The sequence below is a fragment of the Streptomyces sp. NPDC006435 genome (assembly GCF_040612315.1).
In the GTDB taxonomy this organism is placed as follows: Bacteria; Actinomycetota; Actinomycetes; order Streptomycetales; family Streptomycetaceae; genus Streptomyces.
Genome location: NZ_JBEXPY010000005.1, coordinates 274,238 through 288,523, shown reverse-complemented (window position 1 = coordinate 288,523; position 14,286 = coordinate 274,238). Strand labels below are relative to the sequence as shown.

Below are 14,286 nucleotides of genomic sequence, written 5' to 3'. Positions count from 1 at the left end.
CCCGGGGCCCCGGCGCAGGAAGGTGGAGGTATGGACGCGCGCCCCGACCCGTTCGCCGCAGCCGCCGCCGAGGAGCGGTGGGCGATGGTGCGGGCGATCGTGGCCGGCGGGGCGCTGGCGGACCCGGCCTGGCGGGCCGCGTTCGAGCAGGTGCCCAGGCACCTGTTCGTGCCGTACTACTTCGTCGACGGCGGCCGGGAACGCCTGTGGTGCGAGGACCCCGACCCGGACCGGCGGGCCCGCTGGCTGCGCGGGGCGTACGAGGACGGGCCGCTGGCCACCCGCATCCGGGACGGCGAACTGATCTCGTCGAGCAGCCAGCCGTCACTGATGGCCCGGATGCTGGAGGAACTGGACGTGCGCGAGGGGCAGCGGGTCCTGGAGATCGGCGCGGGCAGCGGCTACAACGCGGCCCTGCTCGCCCACCGGCTCGGCGACGACGCCGTGACCACCGTCGACCTGGAACCGGAGATCACCGAGTCGGCCCGCCGGCACCTGGCCGCCGCCGGACACCACCCGGCGGTGATCACCGGGGACGGCGCCCGGGGCTGCCCCGGACGCGGCCCGTACGACCGGATCATCGCGACCTGCACCCTGCCGTGCGTGCCGTGGGCGTGGCCGGAGCAGTGCGTGCCGGGCGCCCGGATCCTGGCACCGTTCGCCACCGGGCTGATCGTGCTGCGGGTGCGGGAGACGGCGCACGGCAGGTGCGCCGAGGGCCGGTTCCTGCACACGGCCGCCTACTTCGTACCGCTGCGCGGCGCGTCGACGGCCCCGGTCCGGCACCCGCACACCGGCACGGTGCCCAGGCGCATCGGCGGGAACGAACTCTTCCGGTTCCTGCTGGCGCTGACCGGGGACACCCTCGACCCGCACGAGGCCCGCTCCCTCTGGGAGCGCGAGCGGCACCCCGGGCGGGAGAGGTTCGGCATCACGGTCGCGCACGGGCGGCAGTGGGCCTGGCTGGACGACCCCGAGGGGCCGTACGCCTGGCCGCTGCCCACCGCGTGACGGGGCCGGTTCCGACGTGCGACGGGCCCGGCCCCGGCAGCCGCCGGGACGGATCAGTCCCGGCGGATCGTGATCGTCGTCCACGCCCCGATGTGCACCCGGTCGCCGTCCTTGAGCGGGACGGGGACATAGGGCTGGATCGGGTCCTCGGCGCCGTTGAGCGTGGTGCCGTTGGTGGAGTTCTGGTCGACCACGGCCCAGCCGCCGTCGGGCTGCTGAACCAGCACCGCGTGCTGGTGCGAGACGCCCGGGTCCTCCGGCGGCACGGACAGGTCGATGTCGGGGGACTCGCCTGTGCTGTGCCGCCGGCGGCCGACGGTGACCTGGTTGCCGGACAGCGGAAGCTGCTGCTCCGGGGAGTACGCGGGCAGGTTCAGCCCGGTCGCCTCGGGGCCGCTGCGCTGCATCATCGCCAGGAAGTACTCACGGTCCGGGGCGATGACCGCGGTCCAGCTCGCGGGCGGCCGGTTCTGGTCGGCGCCCGGGAACGGCGACTGCCCCTGCTGCGGCGCGGGCGACTGCTGCGGGCCCTGGGGCCGGGACGGCGGCGACAGCATCCAGTCGTCGTCGCTCTTCTCCGGCGTCTGCGGCGGGGCGGGCGGCTGCGGGGCCGGCGGACCGGGCCGGTCGAAGCCGGGCGGCGCCGACTGCTGCTGGAACGACGGCGGGGACTGCTGCTGGAACGGCGGGGGCGGCGGGCCCTGCTGGAAGGCCGGCGGAGGCGGCGGACCCTGCTGCTGGAACGGCTGCGGAGGCAGGGGCGACTGCGGACCGGGGCCGGGCGGCGGCGACTGCGGACCGGGTCCCGGAGGGGGCGACTGCAGGCCGGGTCCCGGCGGCGGGGGCGACTGCGGGCCGGGGCCCGGAGCGCCGGGGTGACCGCCCTGCCCGGACAGCGGCTCGGCCGGACGATTCATCTGAGAGGGCCGCGAACCCGGGAACGGGTCGTGCTGCTGCGGGGGACCGGGCGGCTGCTGCGCCTGGAAACCGGGCGGCAGGTTGAGACCGGGCGGCGGGCCGGTGACGGCCTGCGGGGCCAGCGGCGTGTACGACGTCGCGGTGTTCGTGAGGAAGTTCCAGCGGCACTCCTCGCAGAACGGCGCCATCGCCTCACGGGGCGTGCGGCACTGCGGACAGAGCTCCGCCTGCTGGGTCGCGTCGGAACCGGCCCCCGGGGGAGGGAAGCCGTAACCGGGGGCGGGCGGCGGAGGCGGCGGCGGGGGCACCGCGCCCGCGGGCGCGCCCCCTGGCGCGCCGGTCATGCGATGGCCGCAGACCTCGCACCAGTCGTCGGAACCCGACTGGTGTCCGTTCGGGCAGGTCGGCATGTCGGCGCTTCCCCCTCTCCTTGGCCGGCCCCGGGGCCGGCGTAGTCCTTGCTCTCAGCCACCCGGTGGATCGCTCCGGCCGGGCGGCTCGGTCGTGTGTCCGTGCAGTTGTCCCGCGCCTACTTCTTGACGCGGACGGTCTTGGTCGAGCGCGTTTCGAGGGTCATCTCGTCGGCATCCGCGACCTTCGCCTTCAGTCGCACAGTACCGGTCGCGGCGTCCACGACGTCCACCACCTTCGAAAGCAGTTTCGCAGTGTCCTCGTTCCCGGAGGCCGACGCCAGCTGCACCGCACGGCCCAGTTTCGCGGTCGCGCCGTCGTAGTCGCCCGACTTGCGGGCGTCGAGTCCCTGCTGGATGACCTGGGCCAGTTCCGCCTGGCCCGTGTAGTGCGCGACCTGCGGATTGATCGAGGTGGACGCCGCCATGTCCTCGGTCCACACCGCCCGGACCAGGCCCTGGGAGAGCGTCTGCGGCACTCCGCCCGACAGGTCGGGAAGGACCAGCGAGACCCGGGAGGCCAGCATCTCCTGTCCGATTCCGGCCTGTGGCACCCGTACGCACACGTGGTAGTCACGGGACTCGTCGCCCCAGGAACCCGTGGGGTAGTCCCCGGCACGGGGGCCCGCCTCGGTGCGCCGGTCGGTCAGGTCGACCACCGAAGGCGCCACCTGCTTCACGAACTGGATCTCGACCCCGACGGGCGTCCACAGGCGCAGCGCGACGTCCGCGACCTCCTTGCCCATCGCGTTCTCCATCATCCGCGTGAAGTCCGCGGCCAGCCCCGCCGGGTCGGCGACGATGTCGGCCGTGCCGAGCAGCGCCGAGGCGACGGATGTGACCTCTTTCACCTCCCAGTCGGTGCCGACCCCGCGGGCGTCACAGGTGAAGCGGCCCGCGCAGGCGTCGAGTGCGGCCCGCAGGTCCTGCGGCGACTCGTGCTCGTTGCGGCCGTCGGTGAGCAGGATGCCGTGCCGGATGGTCACGTCGGCCGCGCCGAGCAGCCGGTCGGCCAGCTTCAGCCAGGTGCCGATCGCCGTGCCGCCGCCGGCGCTGAGCGCGCGCAGCGCCCCCTTGGCCTGCGCCCGGGTCTGCGCGTCGGCGACGGCGAGCCTGCCGTTGCCCGGGTAGACCTCCTTGGCGACGTGCGTCCCGCCGATCACCGCGAACGAGGTGCCGTCGCGCAGGGTGTCGATGGCCGCGGCCGTCGCGTCGCGGGCGTTGCGCATCTTCGTCGGCGGATAGTCCATCGAGCCCGAGCAGTCGACCATGATCACCACGGCGGCGCCCGACGGCTGCCCCGGAACGCGCGGGGACGGCACGGTGCCACCGGACAGCGGGACCCTGCCGGTGGTGCCGCCCCCGGTCGAGGTCACCGTGACGATCGCGTTGACCTCGCGACCGCCCTCCGGCAGATATTCGTTCTGGTACACCTCGACGGAGAACTGCGGCACGTTCGACTTGGAGAAGTTGGCCATCTGTTCGGCTCCTCGGTACTCCAGGCATCGGATGAGGACGGCTGGGAGAGGGAAAACGGGCGAAGACGTCGGTGGGGGATCGGACGGACGGAAACGGAGTCAAGAGTTACGGAACAGGGCTCATGCGGTGTCGCAGGCCGATCCTGCCCCTTGGGGTCGTACGGCGAACGGCAGCAGGGCCACTGTTACGTTGTCGTGGCCCCCGCCGTCGAGGGCATGGCCGACCAGCACCTGGGCGCCGTGCAGGGGGCGTCGGCCCGCGTCGGCCGGCACCGCCGCGGACATCTCGTCGGCCGACTCCGCGTAGTTCCACAGGCCGTCCGTGCACACCACCACGAGGCCGGGCCGGTCGGGCTTGAACGCCGCGGTGTGCGGCTCCAGTTCGTACGCGTCGGCGCCGAGCCACCCCGTGATGGCGTGGGCGCGCTCGTCGGCGTACGCCTCGGCCTCGTTCATCAGCCCGGCCGCCACCATCTGCGCGGCCCAGGAGTCGTCCTCGGTCAGCCGGGCCGCCCGGTGGGAGCGGTCGTCCGGCACCCAGTAGGCGCGGCTGTCGCCGACCCAGCCGACGATCAGCAGCTCGCCCACCACGACCGCGCCGACCAGGGTGCACGCCGGGGCGTTCTGGTGACGGTGCTGCTCCTGCTCCCGAACCGGCTGCCGGGCAAGGACGTTGACCGCCTCGGCGGCCGTGACGATCGCCTCGTGCATCGCCTGCTGCGGGTGGACGCCGCGCGGCAGCGACTCCAGGAGCGACTCGTTGGCGGCGCTCGCCGCGGCGGCCGACGCCTCGTCGGGGCGGCTGGCCGACGAGACGCCGTCGCAGACGATCGCGACGACGGCGGGCGAGCCGTCGGGCAGGGCGGTGGTCGAGATCGCGAACGAGTCCTCGTTGCGGTGATGGCGAAGACCCCGGTCGCTGACGGCGGCCACCGAACCGAGCTCCTGCTCCATGTGGTCGCGCTCGCGGGGCTGGGCGTGGCCGCAGTTCTCGCAGTACCCGTCGGTGTCGACACGGCCGACCCGGCAGGCCACGCACAGCCGGCCGCCGGCCGCCGACGCGGGCACGGGCGCCGGGTCCGCGACGACGGTACGGGGATCGGGCGCGCCGGCGGGCGGGGCGGCCGCGGGGGCCGGTGCGGGTGCGGCCAGCTCGAAGTCGCCCGAACCCGCCGGGGTCTCCGGGGCCTCCGGGGTGTCCGCGTCGGCCTCGCCGCTCTCCGTCACCGGCACGGCCAGGGCGACCGTCGGGTGGTCCGACGGGGCGGCGGGCACGGCCGACAGGTCGTACCCGCACGCACCGCAGAACAGGTCCCCCGGCTCCACCGGCTCGGTGCAGCCGGGGCACGGAGAAAGGGCCGTCTCCCGGGACTTCTGAGACTGCGGCTTCTGCGACATCTTCACACCCACGTCCGGGGGCGGAAACGGTTGGCCCGCTCCACCAGTTCGATCCTCTCGTCGCCGGGCTCCGCGAGCCGGGCGAGCATCCGGTACGAGCGTTCCAGCCCGAAACGCAGGCCGCGCTCGTCCAGTTCACTGCCGAGCAGCGTCCCCGGCCCGGCCCCCCGGGCGGCGGCGGGGCCGCCGGAGAGCACCCAGTCCAGCGCCGTGCCCAGGACCTCGACCGACAACTGCTCCCGGCGCACCGCGTCCAGACCGAGCCCGGCCAGCCCCGACACCTGGGCCGCCGAGGCCGTCAGGTCGGCGAGCAGCGGTTCGTCCGGGGACCGGCCGCGCAACCGGGCGCGCACCGCGGCGACCCGGGCGGCCGTGCAGTGGATCGACGCCTCCGGCACGGACTCCAGCGCCTCGACGGCCCCGACCCGGTCACCGGCGGCGAGCCGCACCCGTGCCAGGCCGAACGCGGCGCTCACGAAGCCCGGGTCGGCCGTCCACACCAGCCGGTAGTACTCGGCGGCGTTGTCCAGTTGGCCCAGGACCTCCGCGCAGACCCCCAGCGCCAGCTTGGGCGCCGGCTCGCCGGGGAACGCGTCGTACACCGCGTCGAAGGAGAGCGCCGCGCTGTCGTGGTCACCGGTCACCAGCGCGGTGACGCCGCGGTACCACACGACCCGCCAGTCGTCCGGGTGCTGCCGCTCCAGCTCGGTCAGCATCCGCTCCGCCGAGTCGGGTTCGTCCAGCTCCAGACGGGCGCGCAGTTCGCGCAGCCGGGTCTCCAGCGAGGCCGAGGGCACGGACCGCAGCGCGCCGATCAGTTCGGTGGGGGCGATGGTCATCAGACCGGCGAGGAAACCCGCGTTGGGGTCGCTCGCGTCGACCCGGGGCACGGGCAGCGCCAGCGAGGCGGACCGCACGTCGAGCCCGGCCGTCGGGGAGCCGGCCGGGGCGTGCGCCGACGTCGAGGCCGCCGGGCTGCGGGGGGCCGGAATCGCGGCCGGTGCGCCACCGGCCGACGGCCCGGCGGGCGGCAGCTGCGCCGCGCCCCGACCGGAGGGCGCCGGGGCGGCGGGCCGGGCGCCGAGCCGCGACACGTCTTCCGTCTGCTCGGGGAACAACTGCGTGTCCGTGACCCGTACTTCCGTGCCGAACAGCGTCGACAGCGCCGGGCGCGGGCGCCCCGTCTGCAACGACACCACCTCGCGCAGCACGCCCGTCAGCTGCTCCGCCATCTCCGCCGCCGAGGCGAACCGCCGCGCCGGGTCCGGGTCGGTGGCCCGCACCAGCAGCCGGTAGAACGACTCGTAGGTCCGGAACACCTCGATGTTCTCCGGATCCGGCAGCGAGTCCACGAAGACACTGGTGTAGCCCTGGAAGTCGAAGCTGAGCACCGCGAGCGTCCGGGCGACCGTGTACAGGTCGGAGGCGACCGACGGGCCGACCTCCGCGACCTCCGGTGCCTGGTAGCCCACCGTGCCGTAGATGGCCGACTCCTCGTCGTTCATCTTGCGCACCGCGCCCATGTCGATCAGCTTCAGCTGGTCCTCGGTCTGGATCGCGTTGTCGATCTTGAAGTCGCAGTACAGCAGGTTGCGGCTGTGCAGGTGGCCGAGCGCCTCCAGCGCCTCGATGCCGTACGCGCACGCCTGCTCGACCGGCAGCGGGTCGCGCTTCCCGTCGGCGGTGCGGCGTTCGTTCGCGATGTCCTTGAGCGACTTGCCGCCGACGTACTCCATCACGATGTAGCCGTCGAGCGAGCCGGTGTTCTGGTCGAGGTGCTCGACGAAGTTGTAGATCCGGACGATGTTGGAGTGCTCGATCTCGGCGAGGAAGTGGCGCTCGGAGATCGCGGCCTTCATGGCGTCCTGGTCACCGGTGTCGAGCAGGCCCTTGAGCACCACCCAGCGGTCGGAGACCGCGTGGTCGACCGCGAGGTAGACCCAGCCGAGCCCGCCGTGCGCCAGACAGCCCGCCACCTCGTACTGGCCGTGCACGATGTTGCCCTCGCGGAGCTTGGGCACGAAGGAGTACGGGTGGCCGCACTTGGTGCAGAACCCCTCCGTACGGCCCACCCGGTCGCCGCGGGACCGGCCCACCGGCGCCCCGCAGTCGGAGCGCGAGCAGAACCGCTTCCGCTCCGGCACCTCCGGGTTCTTCATCACCGCGGAGCGGGGGTCGTGGCGCGGCACGTCCGGCACCTCGACCAGGCCCATGCCCAGCCGGCCCCGGGCGGACGGGCCCGACGACGAGCCGGAGGCACGCACCGAAACCGACGGGGACGTGGCGGAGCCGGACACCCCGTGCGAGAGCCGCCCCGACACCGAACGCCGCGAGGACGACGAACGGGCGGACTCCCGGGACGAGGCCCGCGAACCGGAGCCGTGCGTGCCGGCCGTGATCCCGGTGGGCGGCGAACTCACCATCCCGTCGGGCGAGACGACCGGGGCCAGACCGCAGGTGTCGCAGTACAGCTCACCGCCGCCCATGTCCTCGTAACTGCCCTCGCACGCGGGGCGCTGGCATTCCGTACTCATCGTCGATCCCCCTGCTCGCCCCGCCGCCGCGACGGCTCCTGCGTCCTGTCCGCACCCGTGTTCATCGCCGGTCCTCCGATCCCGGTGTCCCGCGTTGGGACAGCAGTTCGGCCGCCGCCTCCTGGTAGCGCAGCACCGCCTGCCCGGCCACCCGAAGATCGCACGGCGCGCTCCACAGCATCCGGCGCGCCGCGTCGTACCGCTCGATCAGCAGCGGGTCCTCGGCCAGGCCGTGCCGGGCCACCTTCGCCTTGTACGCGTCGAGTCTGCCGCGCAGCTCCGCCCGCACGGCCAGCGGGGCGGTGACCGCGGTCAGCGATTCCCGGGCCCGCAGCAACTCCTCCTCGGCCTCGCGCTCCAGCGTCTCCAGGAGCGGCGAGAGCCGGTGCCACTGGGCGTGCCTGCGGTACTCCGACGCGGCGACCAGCCGCTCCTGGAGCGCGGTCGCCGGACCGCTGACCGCGGGTACCTCGGTGGCGGCGATCTTCGCCAGCACCTCGCCGCGCGCCGTACGGGCCTCGGCCAGGGTGCGGTCCGCGCGGGAGAGGACGTCGCGCAGCTGGACCAGCCGCTGCTCGGCGTCCTGCCGGACCGCGAGCACCGCCTCGATCTCACGGCGCACGTCGTCCAGGGCACGGGCCGCCCGGTCGTAGCGCGCCGTGTCGGGCCGGCCGCCGCCGGGCGCCGAACTGCCCGGCCCCGACAGCCAGAACGCGAGCGGGTCGGAGACCACCTGCACCCGGAGCGTGGCCAGCTCCTGGGTGATCGCCTCCAGTTCGTCGCCCGCCGGATGCTCACCGGGCCGCACCCCCACGGAGTGCGCCAGCGAACGGGTGCGGTGCAACTCGGCGGCGAGCAGGTCTATGCGGGCGGGCAGCGCGGACCACACGGAGTCGGAGGCGACGACCATGTCCAGCGAACGGGCGTACAGCTCGTTCATCCGGGCGACCAGCTCCTCCAGCGTGAACCGCTCGGAGAGCCTGGCCGGGCCGGCGATCGACGGATCGGGGCGGGCCGCCGCGTGCGCGACGGTGACGCTCTGGCCGCGCAGCAGATCGGTGAGGGCCACCAGGTCGTCCCGGTTGGGGTGGCGACGGCGGGCCCGTACCGAGCGGGCCCGGGCGAGCGCTCCGGTGTACGCGTCGAAGTACCCCCACAGCAGGGTGATCGCCTGTTCGGTGGAGGCCCAGCGCTCCCTGGTGACACCGCTCAGATCGGCGCCCTCCAGGAGCCGGCGGCCCGCATGGTCCTGCAGGGCGAGGAGCGAGGTCTCGATCGCCTCGTGCTCCGCGCCGAGCCGGGCCAGCGCACGGTCCGCCTCGTCCCGGTCCAGGACCGGGCCGGGGGGCCTGGCCGCATAGTCGGGGAAGGGGCCCGCGACGCCCATCGATCACCTCTCCGCTCCTCCGGCCGGGACGGACCCGGCAGGTTCAGTGCCACCGCCCCGGCGTCCTGTGCCGCGGCTTCGCACGCGGCCCGGAACGCCCGGTGCCGGTGCCCTTCTCGATAACGTCTGCCCCGTCGTGCCGTCCGGCACCGGGCTGTGGTCAGCCGGCCTCGGACGTGGGCTTCCTGGGCGGCGTCTTGCCGGGCAGTTTCTCCTCCAGCCACTTCTTGTACGACTTCGTCCAGCGGCCGTCCCTGCTGTAGTCGGCCAGTACCCGGTTGACCCGGGCCACCAGGTCGGTCGCGCCCTTCTTGGCGGCCACGCCGTAGTACTCCTCGGTGAACGGGGCGCCCTTGAACTCGACCGCCGGGTCCTGGGCTGTCTGCGCGGCCGCCAGGGCGTCGTCCGTGACCACGGCGTCGACCTCGCCGAGTTGCAGCCGCACCAGGCAGTCCAGCTGGTTGGAGACGTGGAGCTGGCTCTCGTCCTCCTTGCGGCGGGTCTGCGCGGGATCTTGGATCGCGTCGGGCGCCTTCCGCTTCAGCGCCGTGCGCGCGCTGGAGCCGTCGGCGGTGCACACCCGCTTGCCGGCCAGGGACTCGTACCCCTCGATGTCCGAGTCCTTCGGCGCGATGACCTGCTGGCCGGCCTGGAAGTAGGGCGTGGAGAAGGTGACGTTCTTCTCGCAGTCGATCGACATCGTGCGGACCACGAGGTCGATGTCGCCGTTCTTCAGCAGCGTCTCCCGGTCGGCGGTGGAGACGACCCGGAAGACCACCCTCCTGTCCTCGGGAATGTCGGGCAGGAGGTCCTCGGCGATGGCCTCGGCCAGGTCGATGTCGAAGCCCACGATCCTGTTCTCTGCGCTCTCCGGGTCGCGGGACGCCCAGAAGAGGCTGTTCTGGTCGACGCCCACGACCAGTTGACCGTCTCTCTCGATCTCCTCGACCTTGGCGCCGGTCGCGTCGGCCGGGGAGACGCTCGCCCACGGGTCCGTCGTGCAGTCGGCGGCCAGGGTCCGCGTCACATGCGTCGTCGCCGTCGCCCCGGGGACACCGGTGGAGGCGTCGGCGGCCGCGCCGGAACCGCCGAGGAGGAGCGGCAGCAGCGTGAACGAGGCCGTCACCGCGCAGGCCGCGGCCATGCCCGTCACACCGCCCCAGCCGCGCAGCCTGCCGACGGCGTTGCCCGTCATGCGTTTCCTGGTCATCGCTCCCCCTCTCACCGGTACTCCGAGACCCTGCGGTTGACACCGGCGATCACGGCGCCCGCCCCCAGCAGGGCGAGCAGGACCGCCCCGTACGGCAGCAGCGACAGTGCTCCGCGCCCGCTTTTCGCGGCCGCCCGGAACTGCTCCGTCTCGTGGCCGCGCGCGGCCTCCAACTCGTCGCCCACCTGCTTGTACGAGGACGTCTTCGACCGGCCGATCTTCTCCCGCGCGTCCGCGTAGTCGCCCGTCTTCTCGCTCTCGCGGGCGGCCGTGTGGCTCCGTCGCCACTCCTCGGTGGCGTTGAGCGCTCTGTTCACCGGGCCCTTCCCCTTGGAGTCCTCGGCAAGCTTTTCGGCCTTCGCCAACTGCTGACCGAGCTCTTTCATCTCGGTGGTGAAGCCGCTCTCGTACGTGTCCCGGCCCTCCGGGGTGAGGACCGAGCCCCGGGCGACCAGCGCGAGGTTCTCGTTGGCGCGGGCCTTCAGGGAGTCGATCCGCGCGGAGTTGAGCACGTCGAGGGACCGCTGCCCGTGCATGTCGGCGTCGAGCAGTCCGGACCTGGCCATCGTGTGCCCCACGGCCAGCCACAGCAGGACGGCGGTGGACGCGGCGGTCGCGGCGAGCAGACCGCGGTTGAAGACCCGGTTCGTCCTGCGGTAGTCGCGGCGCTGCGCCCGGTACAGCGCGCCCAGGGTCACGAGGCCCAGCCCGATCGAGAGAAACGGCCAGGTCCGGGCGTCGTCGCGGTCCCGGCCGAGCCGCTCGGTCTCCGAGTCGTACAGTTTCTCGGCGGCCGGCAGCAGGCCCTCGGTCATCTTCTGGTTCGCGTAACGCAGGTACGCGCCGCCCAGCGGGAAGCCCTGGCGGTTGTTGTCGCGGGCCCGCTCGACCAGTCGCACGTACTCGGGAAGTCCCTCGTAGAGCTCGGTGATCCGGGCCTTGGACTTCTGCGAGGCGCTCGGGTCGCTCGCCGCCGCCTGCAGCCACTCGTACGCGTCGGCGACGGCCTTGTCGTACTCCTTGCGGGTACCGGCGGGTTCCTGCCTCCCGGCGAGGAAGCCCTCGGTCACCGCGGCGTCGGCGGCGGCCAGGGACTGGAAGATGTCGGCCGCGTGGCTGCTCAGCGGCTGGCTGTGCTCCACCACGTCGTTGGCGGACCCCGCCCGGTCCTGGACCTCCAGCGCCGTCACGCCCCCGAACGCGACGACGAGCAGGGCCAGTACGGCACCGATGATCCGGAGCCTGCCCGGCTCGGTCGTGGCGGCGGCCCGCATCCGGCCGGTCGCCGCGGACCAGGGCGTGCGCCGGTCCGGACCGGGGGCGGTCGAGGGCACGGACGGTTGCACCCGTGCCTTCTCCGGCGCTGTGCGCACGGTCGGCGGGTGTGTCACCTGACCTCCCCCTCGGTCGTCCACGTGGTCCGGCCCCGCCCGGTCCGGGGAGCCGTCGCCCGGCCAGAAGTATGGCCGCAGGGACCGCATCCGCACCAGGAACGTTCTGGATCCCGCACCGGTCCGTGACACGATCACAGCATTCGATCAAGGTGTGCGCCGCCGATCAAGCCCGATCGGCGGTCCGGTCCGCGGAACGGACCTTCCTCCCCACCCATGAACACGTGCGGGGCGATCGAACGGTTCCCGTGCGCGAGGGGCGCCCCGCGACGCCGTGCGCCGTGGAACGCCCCTCGGGGAGACCGCAGTTGCGGGTTCAGGAGTACTGCGCGCGCAGCCTCCCGTGCACCTCGGCGCTCGCGCCCGCGTGGTCCAGGCCCAGCAGCGCGGCCCCCAGCACCGGAGGTTCCGTCACCACCCGGATGTGTGCCCTCGGGGCACGCGCCGCGAGACGTTCGGCGATCCCCCCGTCCAGCCGCGGGTGACGGGCCGCCAGCACACTGCCGCCCAGCACCACCGGCGCCTCCTCGTCCAGCAGGCCGAGCCGGCCCAGCGCGACCGAGGCCATCGCGACGACCTCCTCCGCCATCCGGTCCACCAGCGCGACCGCCGCCGGATCCCCGTCCGCCGCGGTCGTGAAGAGCACCGGGGCCAGCTCGTGCCGGCGCTCGGGCCCGATCCGGCCCAGGTGCAGGGCCTCGATCAGCGCGTACATGGAGTCCAGCCCGAAGTGCCCGGGCAGCGTGCGGGCCAGCTCGGTCGGCCCGCCGCGGCCGTCCTCGGCCCGCGAGGCGACCCACATCGCCTCCTCGGCCAGGCCGCCGCCACCGCCCCAGTCGCCGGAGATCCGGCCTATGGCGGGAAACCGCGCGGTCCGGCCGTCCGGCACCATGCCGACGCAGTTGATCCCCGCGCCGCAGACGACGGCCACGCCCCGCGGCTCGTCCACCCCCGCGCGCAGTATCGCGAAGGTGTCGTTGCGCACCTCGACCGAGGGGCTCCAGCCGCGGGCGTGCAGCGCCGCCGCCAACTGCTCCTCCTCCACCGGGAGATCGGCGTTGGCGAGGCAGGCCGAGACGTGCGCGACGGCACCGGCCGGCACGCCGGCCGACTCCAGCACTTGGTCGACGATCGCGCCGAGGTCGGCCACGGCCACGTCCACACCCACGACCGGTGGCTGGAAGCCGCCACCGCGGGCCGTCGACAGAATCGTTCCGTCGGCGGCGACCAGTGCCACGTCGGTCTTGCTGTTCCCCGCGTCGATCGCGAGGACCGAAGCGTTCATGCCCACGCCAGGTGCTCCCGGTTGTGCGCGATCAGCTTGTCGGTGAGCGCCTCGGCCTGCGCGAACTGACCGATCAGCGGATGCGCGAGCAGCGCCTTGAACACCCGGTCCCGGCCGCCGCGCAGGGCCGCCTCCAGGGCCAGGTCCTCGTACGCCGTCACATCGGCGATCAGCCCGGCGTACAGCGGGTCCAGCTCCGGCACGGCGAGCGGGACGGCGCCCGTGCGGTCGACCCGGGCCTGCACCTCGATCACCGCGTCGTCCGGCAGGAACGGCAGCGTTCCCCGGTTGTGGGTGTTGACCACCTGCACCGCACAGCCGCCCGAGCCGAGCAGCGAGGACGCCAGGTCCACGGCGGCCTCCGAGTAGAAGGCGCCGCCGCGCTTGGCGAGCAGCGCGGGCTTCTCGTCCAGCGCCGGATCGCCGTACATGGCCAGGAGTTCCTTCTCCATCGCGGCGACCTCGGCCGCGCGGGACGGCTTGGTGCCGAGCTCCTCGACGACCTCGTCGTGCGCGTAGAAGTAGCGCAGGTAGTACGAGGGGACGACGCCGAGCCGGTCGACGAGCGCCCGGGGCATGCGCAGGTCGTCCGAGATGGTGTCGCCGTGCTCGGCGAGCAGCCTCGGCAGGACGTTCTCGCCGTCCGGGCCGCCCAGGCGCACCCCGAGCTCCCACGTCAGGTGGTTGAGCCCGACGTGGTCGAGGTGCACCTCGGCGGGGGTGACGTCGAGGAGCCGGGCGAACTTCCGCTGGAAGCCGATCGCCACGTTGCACAGGCCGACGGCCTTGTGGCCGGCCTGGAGCAGCGCCCGGGTGACGATGCCGACCGGGTTGGTGAAGTCGATGATCCAGGCGTTCGGGTTGGTGCGGCGGACCCGTTCGGCGATGTCCAGGACGACCGGCACGGTGCGCATCGCCTTGGCGAGGCCGCCGGCGCCGGTGGTCTCCTGGCCGACGCAGCCGCACTCCAGCGGCCAGGTCTCGTCCTGGTTGCGGGCGGCCTGGCCGCCGACGCGCAACTGGAGCAGGACCGCGTCGGCGTCGGCGACGCCCGCGTCGAGGTCCGAGGTCGTGACGATCCGTCCCGGGTGGCCCTGCTTGGCGAAGATCCGCCGGGCGAGGCCGCCGACGAGTTCCAGCCGGTCGGTCGCCGGGTCGACGAGGACCAGCTCCTCGATCGGCAGCGTGTCCCGCAGCCGGGCGAAGCCGTCGATCAGTTCAGGCGTGTAGGTGGACCCGCCACCAACTACTGCGAGCTTCATGG

The 14,286-nt window shown here is 73.6% G+C and carries 10 protein-coding genes; 1 reads left to right on the top strand and 9 read right to left on the bottom strand.

Going from position 1 to position 14,286, the window contains the following annotated elements:
• Positions 1-30 precede the first annotated feature (30 nt).
• The gene (locus ABZZ04_RS08835; RefSeq protein WP_356931479.1) at positions 31-1,011 is read left to right on the top strand and encodes a methyltransferase domain-containing protein; all 981 of its coding nucleotides are present in this window, start codon (positions 31-33) and stop codon (positions 1,009-1,011) included.
• A gap of 53 nt (positions 1,012-1,064) precedes the next feature.
• On the opposite strand, the gene ABZZ04_RS08830 is transcribed toward ABZZ04_RS08835, so the two are convergent.
• From ABZZ04_RS08830 to ABZZ04_RS08790, 9 genes are all read right to left on the bottom strand, one after another.
• Positions 1,065-2,339 (bottom strand): FHA domain-containing protein, encoded by a 1,275-nt coding sequence (locus tag ABZZ04_RS08830; RefSeq protein WP_356931478.1) that lies wholly within the window; start codon positions 2,337-2,339, stop codon positions 1,065-1,067.
• 119 nt (positions 2,340-2,458) lie between these two features.
• Entirely contained in the window at positions 2,459-3,817 is a 1,359-nt protein-coding gene (locus ABZZ04_RS08825; RefSeq protein ID WP_356931477.1) for a VWA domain-containing protein, read from the bottom strand.
• 120 nt (positions 3,818-3,937) lie between these two features.
• On the bottom strand, positions 3,938-5,215 hold the full coding sequence (locus ABZZ04_RS08820; protein ID WP_356931476.1) for a protein phosphatase 2C domain-containing protein: 1,278 nt from the start codon (positions 5,213-5,215) through the stop codon (positions 3,938-3,940).
• Positions 5,216-5,217: 2 nt separating this feature from the next.
• The gene (locus tag ABZZ04_RS08815; protein WP_356931475.1) at positions 5,218-7,749 is read right to left on the bottom strand and encodes a tetratricopeptide repeat protein; all 2,532 of its coding nucleotides are present in this window, start codon (positions 7,747-7,749) and stop codon (positions 5,218-5,220) included.
• Positions 7,750-7,810: 61 nt separating this feature from the next.
• A complete protein-coding gene (locus ABZZ04_RS08810) occupies positions 7,811-9,136 on the bottom strand; it encodes a hypothetical protein (protein WP_356931474.1) in 1,326 nt (441 codons plus the stop codon).
• Between the two features lie 160 nt (positions 9,137-9,296).
• Positions 9,297-10,346 carry a glutamate ABC transporter substrate-binding protein gene (locus ABZZ04_RS08805; RefSeq protein ID WP_356931473.1) on the bottom strand — a complete coding sequence of 350 codons (1,050 nt, stop codon included), beginning with the start codon at positions 10,344-10,346 and terminating at the stop codon, positions 9,297-9,299.
• Positions 10,347-10,357: 11 nt separating this feature from the next.
• A complete protein-coding gene (locus ABZZ04_RS08800) occupies positions 10,358-11,620 on the bottom strand; it encodes a hypothetical protein (protein WP_356931527.1) in 1,263 nt (420 codons plus the stop codon).
• 433 nt (positions 11,621-12,053) lie between these two features.
• A complete protein-coding gene (locus ABZZ04_RS08795) occupies positions 12,054-13,028 on the bottom strand; it encodes a BadF/BadG/BcrA/BcrD ATPase family protein (protein ID WP_356931472.1) in 975 nt (324 codons plus the stop codon).
• Positions 13,019-14,284, bottom strand: a complete 1,266-nt coding sequence (locus ABZZ04_RS08790; RefSeq protein ID WP_356931471.1) for a 6-phospho-beta-glucosidase — start codon at positions 14,282-14,284, stop codon at positions 13,019-13,021. The genes ABZZ04_RS08795 and ABZZ04_RS08790 overlap by 10 nt, the downstream gene beginning before the upstream one ends.
• Positions 14,285-14,286 lie beyond the last annotated feature (2 nt).